The 15,972-nt window shown below is 64.8% G+C and carries 14 protein-coding genes and 1 tRNA gene; 5 read left to right on the top strand and 10 right to left on the bottom strand.

The features are described 5' to 3' along the window. Window positions 1-3: 3 nt before the first annotated feature. The 9 genes from IB236_RS10090 to IB236_RS10050 all read right to left on the bottom strand — a co-directional run bounded on the left by IB236_RS10090 (window position 4) and on the right by IB236_RS10050 (window position 8,967). Window positions 4-675: a hypothetical protein gene (locus tag IB236_RS10090; RefSeq protein WP_225581051.1), complete on the bottom strand. Its 672-nt coding sequence runs from the start codon at window positions 673-675 to the stop codon at window positions 4-6. Further along, window positions 665-2,128: an ATP-binding protein gene (locus IB236_RS10085; protein WP_192420445.1), complete on the bottom strand. Its 1,464-nt coding sequence runs from the start codon at window positions 2,126-2,128 to the stop codon at window positions 665-667. The genes IB236_RS10090 and IB236_RS10085 overlap by 11 nt, the downstream gene beginning before the upstream one ends. A 43-nt stretch (window positions 2,129-2,171) precedes the next feature. Then, complete coding sequence (gene miaB, locus IB236_RS10080) at window positions 2,172-3,518, bottom strand: tRNA (N6-isopentenyl adenosine(37)-C2)-methylthiotransferase MiaB (protein ID WP_192420443.1); 1,347 nt, start codon at window positions 3,516-3,518, stop codon at window positions 2,172-2,174. Window positions 3,519-3,619: 101 nt separating this feature from the next. Then, the gene (locus tag IB236_RS10075) at window positions 3,620-4,075 is read right to left on the bottom strand and encodes a hypothetical protein (RefSeq protein ID WP_192420441.1); all 456 of its coding nucleotides are present in this window, start codon (window positions 4,073-4,075) and stop codon (window positions 3,620-3,622) included. A 168-nt stretch (window positions 4,076-4,243) separates the two neighbouring features. Then, window positions 4,244-4,320 (bottom strand) — tRNA-Met (locus IB236_RS10070). Window positions 4,321-4,345: 25 nt separating this feature from the next. Continuing rightward, on the bottom strand, window positions 4,346-5,125 hold the full coding sequence (locus tag IB236_RS10065; RefSeq protein ID WP_056066293.1) for an enoyl-CoA hydratase: 780 nt from the start codon (window positions 5,123-5,125) through the stop codon (window positions 4,346-4,348). A 73-nt stretch (window positions 5,126-5,198) separates the two neighbouring features. Further along, on the bottom strand, window positions 5,199-7,010 hold the full coding sequence (locus IB236_RS10060) for a M61 family metallopeptidase (protein WP_192420439.1): 1,812 nt from the start codon (window positions 7,008-7,010) through the stop codon (window positions 5,199-5,201). 56 nt (window positions 7,011-7,066) lie between these two features. Further along, entirely contained in the window at window positions 7,067-7,795 is a 729-nt protein-coding gene (locus tag IB236_RS10055) for a DsbC family protein (RefSeq protein ID WP_192420437.1), read from the bottom strand. 29 nt (window positions 7,796-7,824) lie between these two features. Then, a complete protein-coding gene (locus IB236_RS10050; RefSeq protein ID WP_192420435.1) occupies window positions 7,825-8,967 on the bottom strand; it encodes an FAD-dependent monooxygenase in 1,143 nt (380 codons plus the stop codon). Between the two features lie 92 nt (window positions 8,968-9,059). Between IB236_RS10050 and IB236_RS10045 the strand changes: the two genes are divergently transcribed. The 5 genes from IB236_RS10045 to IB236_RS10025 all read left to right on the top strand — a co-directional run bounded on the left by IB236_RS10045 (window position 9,060) and on the right by IB236_RS10025 (window position 15,347). Further along, window positions 9,060-9,932 (top strand): MOSC N-terminal beta barrel domain-containing protein, encoded by an 873-nt coding sequence (locus IB236_RS10045; protein ID WP_192420433.1) that lies wholly within the window; start codon window positions 9,060-9,062, stop codon window positions 9,930-9,932. 85 nt (window positions 9,933-10,017) lie between these two features. Continuing rightward, on the top strand, window positions 10,018-11,112 hold the full coding sequence (ychF, locus tag IB236_RS10040) for a redox-regulated ATPase YchF (protein WP_056746891.1): 1,095 nt from the start codon (window positions 10,018-10,020) through the stop codon (window positions 11,110-11,112). A 153-nt stretch (window positions 11,113-11,265) separates the two neighbouring features. Then, the gene (rarD, locus tag IB236_RS10035; protein ID WP_121942072.1) at window positions 11,266-12,144 is read left to right on the top strand and encodes an EamA family transporter RarD; all 879 of its coding nucleotides are present in this window, start codon (window positions 11,266-11,268) and stop codon (window positions 12,142-12,144) included. 153 nt (window positions 12,145-12,297) lie between these two features. After that, a complete protein-coding gene (locus IB236_RS10030) occupies window positions 12,298-13,539 on the top strand; it encodes a diguanylate cyclase (RefSeq protein ID WP_099729333.1) in 1,242 nt (413 codons plus the stop codon). Between the two features lie 167 nt (window positions 13,540-13,706). Beyond that, window positions 13,707-15,347 carry a bifunctional aminoglycoside phosphotransferase/ATP-binding protein gene (locus tag IB236_RS10025; RefSeq protein WP_192420431.1) on the top strand — a complete coding sequence of 547 codons (1,641 nt, stop codon included), beginning with the start codon at window positions 13,707-13,709 and terminating at the stop codon, window positions 15,345-15,347. A 23-nt stretch (window positions 15,348-15,370) separates the two neighbouring features. Here IB236_RS10025 and IB236_RS10020 read toward each other — a convergent pair whose 3' ends face one another. Continuing rightward, window positions 15,371-15,853, bottom strand: a complete 483-nt coding sequence (locus IB236_RS10020; RefSeq protein WP_116747895.1) for a YqaA family protein — start codon at window positions 15,851-15,853, stop codon at window positions 15,371-15,373. Window positions 15,854-15,972: the final 119 nt, after the last annotated feature.

Raw genomic sequence — 15,972 nt, 5'->3', positions numbered from 1 at the left:
CGGTCAGGGGGCGGGCCGTGGCGCCGCGCCATTGCTCGCTGCAGGCGCGGCGGGGGCGGAGGGTGACGGTGCTGGGCGCGTGCTCAGGCTGCGCTCGATGGCGCGCACGGCCTCCAGGCGTTCGCTGAGCTGGTCATTGCGGCGTTGGCTGTCGCGCAGCTGCTGGGCCTGGCGGTCGAGCTGGTCCTCCAGCCGGCGTTGTTGCAGCAGCCGAGCCTCCAGCAGCCGGGCCAGCGGGTGCAAGGGTTGTGCTGCAGCGCCGGTGTTGCCCAGCACGCGCTGCACCAGGCCCAGCGCACGGGCGGTGTCCACGGCCTGGCGCGTTTGTGCCAGGGCCGTGGCCAATAGCAACGGCGTGTCGGCCGTGGCGTCCTCCGCTTCGCTCAGTCGGGCAATTTCCCTGGCGAGTTCGGCCGGGGGCAGCTTGAGTACACGGTCTGTCTGGGTCAGGAGCAGGGCAATGGGGGCTTTGCTATCGGTCTCCGTATCGCGTGCTTCGGTGGCGCCGACTTCGATCGCCGGGGCTACAGGCACGGCAATGATCATGGCTACCGGAGGTGGCTTGGAGGGGGCAGGTGGGGGCGCGGTGGTGGCGCAGCCTGCCAGCACGGCGCCCAGGGCAAGCAGCGGCCATCGCAGCGCGTGGGAGGACAGAGGGGGAGTGCTAGGCGGCATGGGGAAGTTCGATGCGAAAGAAGGAGTGTGCGCCTTCGTCCACCAGGCGCACGCTGCCGCCATGGGCCTGCACATATTCCTGCACGATGGACAACCCGATGCCGGTGCCGCGCACGGCATCGTCCGGTTGGCGAACACCCCGGTAAAAGGGTTCAAACACGCGGTCGCGGTCCACCCGGTCCACGCCGGGCCCCTGGTCGAAGACGTCCAGGCGCACCTGGCCGGGAGGTTGCGAGAGCACCAGCCGCACCGTGCCCTGGGGAGGTGAAAAGCGGATGGCGTTAGACAGCAGATTGCTGACGGCGGAGGTGATCTTGTCGGCATCGACCAGCATGCGCACGGGCTGCCCCTCTACCCGCACGGTCAGGCCCTTGGCTTGCCACTGCAGCCGCTGTGTCTCGACCTGGGCCTCCAGCAGGGCCAGCAGATCGGTGTCGCGCCGCTGCAGTTGCCGTGCCTCGAAGGCTGCGGCGTTGAAGCGCAGCAGGGCCTCGATCTCGCCCTGCAGCTGCAGCGTGTTGTGGTGCAGGATCTGCGCGACCTCGCGCTGGCCAGCGGTGAGTTCGCCCGTCACGCCGTCCTGCAGCAGCGCCACGCCCTCGCGCAGCGCGGCCAGAGGGGTCTTGAGTTCGTGGGAGATATGGCGCAGGAACCGCGCCTTGTCTGCATCCAGCTCCAGCAGTCGCAGCCGCAGCCATTCCAGCCGCTGGCCCAGCCGGCGCACGTCGTCCGGGCCGGAGATCAGCACCGGCTCGTCCAGCTGGTTTTCACCCAGCTGCCGGATGGCGCCTTCGAGACGCTTGAACGGTCGCGCCAGCCAGATGCCCAGAGACAGTGCCAGCACCAACGCCAGCACAATGGCGCCCACTACCTGGTGCGTCACGTTGCGGCGGCTGTTCTCCACCTGGTCCTGCAGCGCCTGGTTGCGCTGGGTGTTGATGTCCTGCACCGACTGCACCATGGTGCCGTGCAGGGTTTCCAGGGCCATGAATTCCTCGGCGACCAGGCGTTCATTGTCGAGCGCACGGTCTGGCGGTGCGTCCAGCAAGGTTTTGACGGCCTCCAGGTGGGTGCGCCACGCTTGCGTCTGCGCGGACGGCAACCCTGCGACCTGCAGGTGGTCCACTACGGTGAGCGCATCGACCGCCATGTCGTCGAAGCTGCGGCGCAGCGGCGCATCGCGCAGCACCAGGGACTGCCGCGCCGCACGTTCCAGGGCTTGCCCGCGCTGGTTCAGGCCTTGTGCGGCCGTGGCCAGTGCAGTGGCCTCGGCCGTGCCATGGCGGCTGAGCACCATGAGCTGCTCCAGCGTGTGCAAGGCCCTCAGTGAGCTGACTCCCAGCAAGCCTGCAATCAGCACGAATGCCAGCAGCAACAGCTGCTGGAAGGAGAGGCCATGCAGCAGGCCTTCGGCGGGTGGCGGTGCCGTGGGTGGGGGGCTCTGGGTGGGCATTGCAGCCAGGTGGGTCGGCGTGCGCGGCGTCTGTGCCTGCGCGTCAGCCGGCCAGTGCGGCGATTTCGTGCGTCAGCACCTCGCCGCGCAAGGTATAGGCCTTGGCCTCGGTGACGGTCACATCCACCATCTGACCCACCAGGCGGGGCTGGCCTACAAAGTTGACCACGCGGTTGCACTCGGTGCGGCCCATCAGCTCGGTGGCGTCGCGCTTGGAGGCACCTTCCACCAGTATGCGTTGTACCGTACCCACACGGCTTTCGCTGATGGACTTGATGTTGGCGTTGATGACGCCCTGCAGGTGCTGCAGGCGGCGCAGCTTCACGTCGTGCGGCGTGTCGTCGTGCAGGCCTGCTGCGGGCGTGCCGGGGCGGGGGCTGAAGATGAAGCTGAAGCTGTTGTCAAAGTGGATATCGTCGATGAGCTTCATCATCTTGTTGAAGTCGTCTTCCGTCTCGCCGGGGAAGCCTACGATGAAGTCGCTGCTCATGGCCAGGTCGGGGCGGATGGCGCGCAGCTTGCGCACCGTGCTCTTGTATTCCATGGCGGTGTAGCCGCGCTTCATGGCCATCAGGATGCGGTCGCTGCCGTGCTGCACGGGCAGGTGCAGGTGGCTGGCCAGCTTGGGCAGCTTGGCATAGGCCTCGATCAGTCGGGGCGTGAATTCGTTGGGGTGGCTGGTGGTGTAGCGGATGCGCTCAATGCCAGGGATGTCCGACACGTATTCGAGCAGCAGCGCAAAGTCGGCAATCTCTGCCGTGCCACCCATCTTGCCCAGGTAGGCATTCACGTTCTGGCCCAGCAGGGTGATTTCCTTCACGCCCTGGTCGGCCAGGCCCGCCACTTCGACCAGCACGTCGTCGAATGGGCGGCTCACCTCTTCGCCACGGGTGTAGGGCACCACGCAGTAGCTGCAATATTTGCTGCAGCCTTCCATGATCGACACAAAGGCCGACGCGCCTTCCACCCGCGCGGGCGGCAGGTGGTCGAACTTCTCGATTTCGGGAAAGCTGATGTCCACCTGGGGCTTGTCCAGCCGTTCACGCTGGTTGAGCATCTCGGGCAGGCGGTGCAGGGTCTGGGGGCCGAACACCACGTCCACGTAGGGCGCGCGCTTGATGATCTCGGCGCCCTCCTGGCTGGCCACGCACCCGCCCACACCAATCTTCACGCCGCGTGCCTTCAGGTGCTTGATGCGGCCCAGGTCGCTGAAAACCTTTTCTTGCGCCTTCTCACGCACCGAGCAGGTGTTGAAGAGGATGAGGTCGGCTTCGTCCACGTTCTGCGTGGGCTCGTAGCCTTGGGCGGCGTTCAGCACGTCGGCCATCTTGTCCGAGTCGTACTCGTTCATCTGGCAGCCGAAGGTTTTGATAAAGACTTTTTTGGCCATGGCAATTTCGCAAAAGAGCAAGCAAACACCGCACCTGGCGTGGTGCGGAGACTGTGAATGTCACAACGGCGCGGTGGCTGTGCGGCCGCACCGGAAAGGAGTTACTTCAGAGCGGCGCCCGAGCCGGTCGTGATGTTGGTGACGATGGCGTCGCTGCCCTTGCGGGGCTGTGCGGCCTCGCTTTCGGTCAGGATCCATGCGGAATGCAGCATGCCGGTGCTGTTCTCCAGCACGTAGTTGACCTTGAAGGTCTGGCCCAGCACCGTGTGTGCCATGACCAAGGTGTTCTGGGGGCTGAACAGCCGCATGCCGGGGGCCATGCGGATGGTCTTGCCATTGAGTGTGGCTTCGGATGCGGTGTTGATGCTCAGCGTGCCCCGCAGTGCGGCTTCGGGGAAGGGGCGTGAGAGGCCCAGGCCTGGCTGGACTTGAGCCGAGGCCGGTGCCACGGCGCAGAGGGCCGCACAGGTCACCACGGCCATCCATGCGGCATGGAAAAAGCGGGGCACCCGCTGGACGGGGTAGCGGCTGGAAGAGGGTGTGGTGCAGCGGTTCATGGTTTACATCCAGGGGCTGAAGGCACAATTTTAGAAGGGGTTGCCAGCGTGGCATATCCCTCTGACAAGTCAAGCGGCTCTGTGCTTCGATGGGCACAGAAACAGGTTCTGAGGCTCGCCTGAAAGAAAAAACCCACAGTGGGTTGCCGCACTGTGGGTTTTTGTATTTGGTGGTCGTAGGTGGACTTGAACCACCGACATCAGCATTATGAATGCTGCGCTCTAACCAACTGAGCTATACGACCGGAAACCAGAATTATAGAACAAAAATTATTGGTGTGTGAAGTTGGCAGCGCGTTTGTTCATGAACGCGTCCATGCCTTCCTTTTGGTCCTGCGTCGCAAACAGCGCGTGGAACAGGCGGCGCTCAAACATCACGCCATCGGCGAGCGTGCCCTCGAAGGCGCGGTTGACCGATTCCTTGGCTGCCATGACAGCGATCTGCGAGAAGCCGGCAATCATGATGGCGGCGCCCAGTGCTTCGTCCATGAGCTTGTCGTAAGCCACCACTCGACTGACCAGTCCGGCGCGCTCGGCTTCGGTCGCGTCCATCATGCGGCCTGTCAACGCCATGTCCATGGCCTTGGACTTGCCCACGGCGCGGGGCAGGCGCTGCGTGCCACCCGCACCAGGGATCACGCCCAGCTTGATCTCGGGCTGACCGAACTTGGCATTGTCGGCGGCGATGATGAAGTCGCACATCATGGCCAGTTCGCAGCCGCCGCCCAATGCAAAGCCGCTGACGGCGGCGATGACGGGCTTGCGAATGGAGCGGATGGTTTCCCAGTTGCGGGTGATGTAGTCGCCCTTGTAGGTGTCAGCGAAGCTGTATTTGGCCATGGCGCCAATGTCCGCGCCCGCCGCAAAAGCCTTTTCGCTGCCGGTGACGATCATGCAGCCGATTTTCTCGTCAGCGTCGAACGCCTTGAGGGCAGCGCCCAGTTCATTCATGAGTTGGTCGTTCAGCGCGTTAAGCTGTTTGGGCCGATTGAGGGTGATGATGCCGACCTTGTCCGCTTCAATGCGCACCTCGATGGTTTCGTAAGCCATGAAATCTCCTGGGGGTTATGGTTGGTTATGAAAGCTGCAGCAATATACCCAAGGCAGTAGGGCTTTGCTGCCGTCAGGCCAGCCAGCGTCCCACTGCAGCGGCGTCTGTCACCGTCAGGCTGATGGTGTCTGGCGCCATGGCTGTGGCGGTCGCGTTGCGCCGGCCCTTGGCAGGGGCTCCAGCTGCCTGGAGCAGTGGTATCTCCAAGGGCAGGCGCAGGAGTCGCCCGTCGCGGGCCACCAGTGCCTGCAGGGTGGTGTGGATGCCCGCGTAGAAAGTGACGTCGTCGAGCTTGCTGATGCGCCAGCCCTGGCCCTGCACTTCCACGCCCAGCCACTCGTCGCCTGCAGACATTCCTGCCTTCTCTGCGGCTCCGCCACGCAGCACGGTCTTGATCTGCACACTGTGGTTCTCGGCCACACGCAGGCCCAGGCGCTGGGCCAGCTGTGGCCGGTCGGCCTTGAGCGCCACGCCGTGGGCGGCCAGCAGCTCCTCCAGGGGTAGATCGGCTGTGCTGTGCACCCAGTGCGCCAGTTCCTTGTCGAATGGGCGGCCGGCCAGGTCGTGGAGCACGGCGCGCAGATCCGCTTCGGTCATCGGGCCGCCCGCGCAGCGCACCCACAGTGCGCGCATCACATCGTCCAGCGTGGCTTTGCCCTCGCGCCGCAGGGCCAGGTCCAGGCACAGGGCCACCAGAGAGCCCTTGGTGTAGTAGCTGACGGTGGTGTTGGGTGTGTTCTCGTCCTGTCGGTAGTACTTCACCCACGCGTCAAAACTGGCCTGGGCCACGGTTTGTACCGACCGGCCGGGTGTTTGCAGCACCTGGTTGATGGTTTTGGTGATGAGCTTGAGGTAGGTTGCGTCGTCCAGCAGCCCGGCGCGGCGCAGCAGCAGGTCGTCGTAGTAGCTCGTGAAGCCCTCGAAGAACCACAGCAACTCGGTGTAGTTCTCTTGCGCATAGTCGTAGCGGGTGAACTCGGCAGGCCGCAGGCGCTTGACGTTCCAGGTGTGAAAGTATTCGTGGCTGATGAGGCCCAGCAGCGTGGTGTAGCCCTCACTGGCTCGCACATCGCCCTGGCGGGGCAGATCACGCCGCCCGCAGATCAGCGCCGTGGAGTTGCGGTGTTCCAGTCCCCCATAACCATCTCCCACGGCGTTGAGCATGAAGACGTAGTTTTTGAACGGCGCCTTGCCTTCGCCGTGCCAGAAACGGATGGCGGTTTCACAAATTTTCTGCGTGTCGGCCAGCAGGCGCTTGCCATCGAACGACGGAGCTGCACCTGCCACCACAAACTGGTGGGCAATGCCGCAGGCCTTGAAGCGCCCCACCCAGAAGTTACCCAATTCCACCGGGCAATCGACCAGTTCATCGTAGTCGGCCGCTGCGTACAGACCAAACCCTTGCTTGTCGGCATCCAGGGGCCGTAGACCGGTGGCAGCAGCCCAGGTCGCCGTGGCCGCCGTGCGTGCCAGTTCCAGTGTGTGGGGCTGTTTCTCCTGGTCATGCACGCGCAGGCACAGACTGGTGCCGTTGAAAAAGCCGCGCGAGGTGTCCAGCCAGGCGGTGCGCACGGAGCTGTCGTAGGCGCACACCTGATAGGTCAGCACCAGAGGCTTGCGCTCCGTGCATTGCACTTGCCAGCGGTGCTTGTCCAGCTGGGCCGGTTGCAAAGCGCGTTGGCCTTGCCGAGCCGCCAGAACCTGCAGATTCTTGGAGAACTCCCGCACCAGGTAGCTGCCTGGAATCCAGACCGGCAGAGACAGCTCTTGCGATGCCGCTGGCCGCTGCACCGTCAGCGTCACGGTGAACAGATGTGCGTGCAGGTCTGTGGGTTCGACGCGGTAGTGAATGTCTGCGGCAGAGGCTTGGCGTGAGAGGGGCATGGCGTGTGCGACGCATGGGCCGCGCGGGGTCGTCGGTCAGGGGCTTTCAGCGGCTATCAATTGGCGGAGGGCGTTTCGCTGGCGGCTTCGGCCAGACGCTTTTCGACCTCCTGGGCGCCGATCGCACCTGGCACACGCGTGCCGTTGGCAAAAATCAATGTGGGGGTGCCGGTGATCTTGTACTTCTTGCCAAAGGCCAGGTTGCGCTGCAGCGCGCTGGTGTCACAGCTAGCCGCCGGTGCGGGCTTGTCACGCACCATCTGGTCTTGCCACGCCGTGGCCTGGTCCTTGGAACACCAGATGTTGCGCGACTTTTCGGCCGAATCCGGGCTCAGGATGGGGTACAGGAACAGGTACACCGTCACGTTGTTGATCTGCTGCAAGTCGCGCTCAAAGCGCTTGCAGTAGCCGCAGTTGGGGTCCTCGAACACGGCCACCTTGCGCTTGCCGTCGCCGCGCACAATGGTTACGGCATCTTTCAGGGGCAGGGCCGAGAAGTTGACAGCTGTGAGTTTGCTGATGCGGTCTTCGGTCAGATTGCGGCGCGCCTTGGAGTCGATGAGCTCGCCCTGGATCACATAGTCGCCCTTGGCGTCTGTGTAGAACAGGTCGGTACCGATGCGCACTTCGTACAGACCCTTCATGGGAGTGGGGCGCACTTCGTCGATCTTGTCCATCTGAGGAATACGCTGGGCCAATGCCTTGCGGATGGCGTCCTCTTGCGCCGTGGCGCTCAGGCTCAGAGTGGCTGCCGCGACGGTCAGCAAAGCAGTGGTCAATTTCATCATGTTCCCGTTCAATCAAACTCGCGCGTTCAGCGCATCCCCATGGCCTGGCGGGCCACAAAATCCTTCAGCAGGCCGCTGTGTTCAAAGCCCTTCATGCCCCAGTTGCGCAGCGCCTGCCAGGGCGCCTCCGGACGTGCAAACAGTTGCTGCAACCCATCGGTGGCCAGGCCCATCGCTATCAGAGCCGCTTTTCGCTGGCGTTCGTAGCGCCGCAGCAGCCGCAGGTCGGCGACGCGGCGCCAGTAGTCGCGGGTGCGCAGCACATCGGCCAAGGCTGCCACATCGGCCAAGCCCAGGTTCAGCCCTTGCCCTGCCAGCGGATGCACGTTGTGGGCCGCGTCGCCTGCCAGTACCCAGCTGCGCGCAGCTGGGCCATTGGTCGCATTGGTCGATGCAGCACCGCACCAGCGGTCCGCCTTGGCCAGCTGCAGCGGCCAAGTGGCACGCTCGGCAATGAGCTCAATGTTGCCGAGCGCCAGCTGGCTCGCAGTCTGCAACTCGTGCGCAAAGGTGTCGGCAGGCAATGCCATCAGCGCGGAAACCCGCTCCTCAGGGACGGACCACACCACGGCCACAGAGTTCCCCTGGGCTCCCTCCAGCGGCAAAAAAGCCAGAATGCCTTGTGGCAAAAACCACTGGCGTGCGACCTGTGCATGCGGATGTTCGCAGCGCACCCGCGTGGCAATGGCGTACTGGGCATAGGGCGTCACGTCAAAGTGCACGCCAAACTCGGACCGGGTGGTGCTGGCGCGTCCTTCGCACACGACGGTCAGGGGCGCAGCCACCGGGATATCCACCACCTCTACCAATGGCTGAAACCGCACAGCCTGTGCCAGTCGCTCTTCCAGGGCCGGCACATCCACGATCCAGGCGAGGGCTTCTACCCCCTGGGGGGCGGCATCGAAATGCACGCAGCCATCCTGATCGCCCTGCACCTGCATGTGCTTGACGGCGGTGGCGTGTTCGGCGTCGGGCCAGCTGCGCAGCGATTCGAGCAGGCTACGGGACGCTGCATTCAGGGCATAGGCCCGTACATCGGTGGCCACCGCGCTGCGTGGAGCCGGGTCTGGTACCAGGGCCACCCTCAGTCGTTCCCGTGCCAGCAACAAGGCCAGGGTTCGGCCCACGATGCCGGTGCCACGAATGCAGATATCAAAGGTTGGGGCCATGACAGGCATTGTAGGAGGGGTCTTACCCCCTGTAATGACAGGGCAGAATTGCGGTCTGGCCTTTCTGGCACCCTTCTTCAGGAGCACCCGGCGTGAGTTTCCCTTCCGAGTCTGATCTGTCCGGCACCATTGCGCGGCTGTTTGTGTATCCCGTCAAATCCTGTGCGGGCATCGAGGTGCAGCAGGCGCTGCTTACCGAGACCGGGCTGGATCTGGACCGCGCCTGGATGGTGGTGGACGCACAGGGCATGTTCCTCACCCAGCGCAGCCTGCCCCGCATGGCGCTGATCCGGCCCCAGCTCAAGAGTGACGAAATGGTGCTGCGGGCTCCGGGCATGCTGGCGCTGCATGTGGCGATCGACGCAGTGGAGGCACCAGCCACGGTGACTGTCTGGCGCGACACGGTGCCTGCGTGGGACATGGGCCCTGTGGCGGCCCAGTGGTTCAGCGACTTTCTGGGGCAGCCCTGCCGCCTGGTGCGGTTTGACCCGGAACATCGGCGGCTGTCCAGCCTGGAGTGGACGGATGGCATGGAAGCTCCCAACCAGTTTGCTGACGGGTTTCCGCTGCTGGTGACCAGTGAGGCATCCCTGAACGATCTCAACGCACGGCTCACGGCCGGCGGCCACGGCGCGGTGGGCATGGAGCGGTTCCGGCCCAACGTGGTGTTGGCGGGGGTGGATGCCCACGACGAGGACCGCGTGGATCTGATCCATGTGGAGGGCGATGGCACCGCCGACGTCCACCTGCAACCGGTGAAGCCCTGCGCGCGATGCCCCATCCCCGACATCGACCCGGCCACGGCCGAGAGCCATCCGTCGGTGGGCGACACCTTGCGCACCTACCGCCAGGACAAACGGTTGGACGGCGCCATCACGTTCGGCATAAACGCCATCGTGCGCAGCGGCGCAGGGCAGTGGCTGCGTGTGGGGCAACGCATTGCTGCCGATTTGCGGTTTGAATGACCGTCTGATTTGGGCCATCAGCACTGGGCACTGGGCGCGCCCGTAAAATCGGCGGTTTGTCTCCAGAACACCAGAAAGCCCTGCCATGAGCCTCCAATGCGGCATCGTGGGCCTGCCCAACGTCGGCAAGTCCACCCTTTTCAACGCGCTGACCAAGGCTGGTATTGCCGCCGAGAACTATCCCTTCTGCACCATCGAGCCCAATGTCGGCGTGGTGGAAGTGCCGGACCCCCGCCTCCAGCAACTGGCCGAGATCATCTCGCCCGAGCGCATCGTCCCTGCCATCGTCGAGTTTGTGGACATTGCCGGCCTGGTGGCTGGTGCCAGCCAGGGTGAAGGCCTGGGCAACCAGTTTCTGGCCCACATCCGAGAAACCGACGCCATCGTGAACGTCGTGCGCTGCTTTGAAGACGACAACGTAATCCACGTGGCGGGCCGCGTGGACCCGATCTCCGACATCGAAGTGATCCAGACCGAGCTGTGCCTGGCTGACCTGGGCACGGTCGAGAAAGCCCTGAACCGATACACCAAGGCTGCCAAGTCGGGCAACGACAAGGATGCCGCCAAGCTGGTGGCGCTGCTCACCCGCATCCAGGCCGCACTCAACGAAGGCAAGCCCGCCCGCTCGGTCGAAATCACCAAGGAAGAGCAGCCGCTGCTCAAGTCCCTGTGCCTGATCACGGCCAAGCCCGCGATGTTCGTGGGCAACGTGAGTGAAGACGGCTTCGAGAACAACCCGTTCCTGGACCGCCTCAAGGACTATGCCGCCAGCCAGAATGCGCCCGTGGTGGCCATCTGCGCCAAGATGGAGGCCGAGATGGCCGAGATGAGCGACGAAGACCGCGACATGTTCCTGGCCGAAATGGGGCAGACAGAACCAGGCCTGGCGCGCCTGATCCGTGGCGCCTTCAAGCTGCTGGGCCTGCAGACCTACTTCACCGCTGGCGTGAAGGAGGTGCGCGCCTGGACCATCCACATTGGCGACACCGCGCCCCAGGCTGCTGGTGTGATCCACGGCGACTTCGAGCGCGGCTTCATCCGTGCGCAGACGATTGCCTTCGAGGACTTCATTGCCTACAAGGGCGAGCAGGGCGCCAAGGATGCCGGCAAGATGCGTGCCGAAGGCAAGGAGTACGTGGTCAAGGATGGTGACGTGCTGAACTTCCTGTTCAACGTCTGACCCTGCTGCAGGCTCCTCGGGGCCTGCGTGCGCTGTGTTGCCCGTCATCCCTGTCTGCCCCCGGGCGGGCAGGGATTTTTTCTGGCGGCTTCCCGCTCCAGAGCAACCCGGGCAAGGCCATGCCTTCGTTCACTCTTTGATGGTTTCTCACGCATGAATACAGGAATCCTCTACGCTGCCCTCGCCTATGTCGCCTGGGGGCTGTTCCCGCTGTACTTCAAGCAGGTGGCCGATGTGCCCTCGCTGGAGGTGGTGATGCACCGCACGCTGTGGTCGCTGGCCGTGGTGCTGGGGCTGCTGGCCGTGCGCAGGCAATGGGCGTGGATGGCGTCTGTGGTGCGCCAGCCGCGGGTGCTCGGCGCATTTGCGTTGTCGGCCGTGCTGTTGTCGGGCAACTGGCTGACCTACGTGTGGGCGGTGCAGAACCACCATGTGGTCGATGCCAGCCTGGGGTATTTCATCTTGCCACTGGTGAATGTGGCGCTGGGCTTCGTGTTCCTGCGCGAGCGCCCCCGGCCCGGGCAGTGGCTGGCCGTGGCGGTGGCTGCGGCCGGTGTGCTGTGGCTGGCCGTGCAGGCAGGGCGCCTGCCCTGGATCGCGCTGGTGCTGGCACTGACCTTTGGCTTCTATGGCCTGCTGCGCAAGGTAGCAGTGCTGGGCGCGCTGGAGGGGCTTACCTTGGAGACCCTGATGCTGGCGCCGGTGGCGGCAGTGGTGCTGGCCTGGTGGAGCTGGCAAGGACAGGGCGCTCTGGTGCAGGGCGATGCGTCTACTGTGGGTTGGTTGCTGTTGGCCGGGCCCATGACGGCCGTACCTTTGCTGCTGTTTGCCGCGGGCGCGCGGCGCATTCCCATGTCCACGCTGGGCATCCTGCAATACATCTCGCCCAGCCTCCAGTTTGCGCTGGGAGTGTGGGTGTACCACGAGGCCTTTCAGCCCGCGCGGCTGGTGGGTTTTGTTTTGATCTGGGCCGCGCTGTTGGTGTACAGCGTGGAGGGCTGGTGGACGCGTCAGCGGATGGCGGTGGCCTGAATCGCCGGGGGCGGTCCCTGTCGCCTGGGCTACTGGAAAACGCGCAGTTCGATTCTGTCAGCCACGCGTAAGATCCTGCGATTTGTCTGACGGGCGCTGCGCGTGTGTTGCTGCACCGCCCACCCACATATCCAGGCCAGAGCCCGCCACCACATGCTTTTTGGACGCAAAAACCTGTTTTCGGCGACGGATGCCTTCCCGTTGACCGATGCCGTGCTGGAGTTCGACGATTCGTCTTCAGTCGCCGTGCGACCTGGACGGCGCGCGCTGGATGGCTTTGGCCCCCGGGGAGAGCGCAGTGCGCAGTCAAAGTGGTGGGCTGTGGCGGGGCTCATTGGCCTGTACGCCCTGGCCCTGCTGGGGTTCTATGCGTTGGGCGTGGTGGGGGTCCAGGTGCTGTGGGTGCTGGCCGGTCTGACGGCGGCGGGCTTCGCGGTGTTTGGTGCCTTGTTCCGTTTGGGTCTGCACCACAAACTGCGGCTGCGCCATCTCAAGCTGGGCATCGTGGTGGCTTCCATCAGCGGCATGCTGGGGTTGTTCTACCTGGAGCCTGTCACGCAGATTCTGTTGGCCCCCTTCATGTTTGTGGCAGTGGCTTATGGCATCTTTACCGTACCCCGGCGCACGTTGCTGGTGTTGACGGCCGGGGTGTTGTGCGCTTATGCGGCAGTGGCAGCCGCGCACTACGCAGAGCAGGGCAACGACGCCCTGCTGCGGCTGGAGCTGATGCACCTGCTGGCGCTGGCTGTCTCCGTGCCAGCGTTCATCGTGCTCATGGGCCGCGTGCAGCGGCTGTACCGCAGCCTCTACCAGGCCAGCCGCAAGATCAAGAACATCCAGGAAGATGCGCAGCGCGATACTTTGCTGGGCTGTTTCAACCGCCGCTACATTCTCGCGGCGCTCGAAGAACAAAAACAGCTGGCCGACGAAAGCGGGATTCCGCTGTGCCTGGCCGTGCTTGACATCGACCATTTCAAACGCATCAACGACGAGCTGGGTCACCTGGGGGGCGACGAGGTGTTGCGGACCTTTGCGCGCATTGCGCAGCAGGGCGTGCGCGGGGGCGACGTGTTTGGGCGCTACGGTGGCGAGGAGTTCTTGCTGATCTTCCCGGCGACCTCGTTGCTGCCCTCGCTCAACACCTGCGAACGCATTCGGGCCCAGGTCGAGTCGCACGCCTGGACGGGCCTGCTCAAAGGCCGCGTGACGGTGTCCATCGGTGTGACCCAGTATGTGCTGGGCGAGTCGGTGCTGGAGTTCTTTTCGCGGGCGGACACTGCCATGTACATGGCCAAGGAGGGTGGGCGCAACCAGGTGGTGGTCGAGGAGCCCATCGCCAAAGGCGACTCTCAGCTGTCGGACCTGTCGATCCCCAGCGGCCACGCTTTCTTGTAGTTTCTGGCCAGCGGCTGGCGGTGTGCAGGCTATCGTTTGTGCTGGTCGGGTTGACAAGCGGCTTGCGGTGCCCACACTGAGGGTCTGTTCCCACCTGCGCGTTGGGTGGCATCGCACCGTGCTGCGCCTGCGCGTGGGTGCCGAAGCCCAGGCCCCGCGTCCGTTCCATGTCCCCATCCGTTGACCTGTCGGCCGAATTCGCCACTGCCCAGCAGCGCGTGCGCATGCTGCAGCAGCAACCACAGGCTTTCCCGCATCCGGTAGACCCGATGGAGCCCGTGGAATGTATAGAAACCCATATCTCGTGGGTGCTGCTGGCCGGTGACTTTGCCTACAAGTTCAAAAAGCCACTGCAGCTGGATTTTCTGGACTTCAGCACGCGGGCGCTGCGGCATGCGGCCTGCGAGGAAGAGCTGCGCATCAACCGCCGGACGGCGCCGGGCCTTTACCTGCGCGTTGTCGGCTTGGTGAGCGATGCGGCAAAAGATGCTTCGGCCACGCTGCGGGTGGTGCCCTGGCAAGGCGCTCCACCAGGCGCCGAGCCCGCTGTGTGGATGCGGCGTTTTGCCCAGGAGGCACTGCTCGCTACCGCATTGGACGCACATCGTGTGTCACCTGCGCAGATCGACCAGCTGGCGCGCCATGTGGCGCAGTTTCATGCCACGGCCGCCGTCGCCGCAGGCGCCACCACCTGGGGCACAGCAGCGGCGGTGCAAGCGCCGGTGGGTGACTGCCTGGCGGCTCTGCTCCCCTCCGTGGCAGGCGCACTGCCTGGTCAGGGGCCATTGCTGGCGCAGGTGACCAGCTGGTGCCAGCATGAGGGGCAGGCCCTGGCCCCCACGTTCGAGGCGCGCCGGGCAGCCGGTCGGGTGCGCGAGTGCCATGGCGATTTGCACTTGGCCAACATTGCGCTCATCGATGGTGAGGCCCAGCTGTTCGACGCCCTGGAGTTCAGCCCCGCCTTGCGCTGGATCGACTGCCTGGCTGACATCGCCTTTGTGGTGATGGACCTCGCGGCCCATGGTCGGGCGGATCTGGCCTGGCGGTTCTTGAACCGGTGGCTCGAACACACCGGGGACTACGCAGCCCTGGTGGTGTTGCGTTACTACGGCTGTTACCGTGCCCTGGTGCGGGCGCGGGTTGCAGCCCTGCAGATATACGCCACCGGTGGCGGTAGTGGCAGCGGGCACGCTGCGCAAACCGTGGAGGGGTATCTGGAGCTGGCGGCGGGCTTTGCAGGACAACGGCCTGCACGCTGGTCCTCGGCGTGCCCTGCCAGCTTGTGGCTGGCCCATGGCTTTTCGGGCGCGGGCAAGAGCACCCATGCGCTGGCCTTGGCGTGCCAGCGTGGCATGGTGCGCGTGCGGGCCGATGTGGAGCGCAAGCGCCTGTTTGGCCTGGCGCCCGATGCTGCCAGCGACGGAATACCGGGCGGCATCTACACCGCAGAGGCCACACTGCGCACGCACCAGCGGCTGGCGCAAGTGGCGCGCGAGGTGCTGGCGGCAGGCTACTGCGTGATTGTGGATGCCACCTTGCTGGACCGTGATGCCCGCGCACTTTTCCTGGAGCTGGCCGCTGCCGCGCAAGTGCCCTGCCACATTCTGTCGTTCGAGGCCCCCCTTCCGGTGCTGCGCGAGCGCGTCCGCCAGCGCGCGCTGGCGGGAGGCGGTGCGTCAGAGGCGGACGTGGCAGTGCTGGACGCCCAGTGGGCCCGCGCCCACCCCTTGCAGCCTCACGAAGAGGCCATCACGCTGCACGTGGACACCACAGTGCCCGTGGACTGGGACCGTCTGCTGCCACACTGACACCCGGTGGCACCGGCGGGCCGCTACGGGGCCAGGTGGCCGGGCATGAAGTACAGCAGCACGCTCGTCATCACCAGGTAGCGCAGGAACTTGCCCACGGCCATATAGGCCAGACACTGCCAGAACGGCAGCTTGAGCCAGCCGGCCACCGCGCACAGCGGGTCGCCCACCACCGGCAGCCAGCTCAAGAGGCAGGCCCGCGCGCCAAAGCGCTTGAGCCAGCTCAGCGCCCGCACCTCGGTGGCATTGCCGCGCGCCTTGTCCACCGCCTTGTGCGCACCCAGGCCCATCCACCAGCTCACGCCGCCGCCCAGGGTGTTGCCGAGGGTGGCCACGATGATGGAGGGCCAGAACAGGTCGGGGTTGAGCTTGATGAGACCGAACACAGCTGGCTCAGAGCCCAGCGGCAGCAGCGTGGCCGAGACAAAAGACACCACAAAGACTGTGCTCAGTCCGAATTGCGGCAGGGCCAACCATTCGAGCAGCTGGTGCATCCAGATTTCCATAGCTGTCGAGTGTAGGGGGCGGGTGGGGCTCCATGTGCCCCAGGGGGATCTGTCCTACAGGGGAGCGCGCCATCGGCGCATGGCCGGGTTGCAGCGTCTTTTGTATCGTGAAAACACAT

The sequence above is a fragment of the Acidovorax sp. ACV02 genome, assembly GCF_014851475.1.
Taxonomy (GTDB): Bacteria; Pseudomonadota; Gammaproteobacteria; order Burkholderiales; family Burkholderiaceae_C; genus Acidovorax; species Acidovorax delafieldii.
This window is presented reverse-complemented; position numbering and strand designations above follow the sequence as displayed.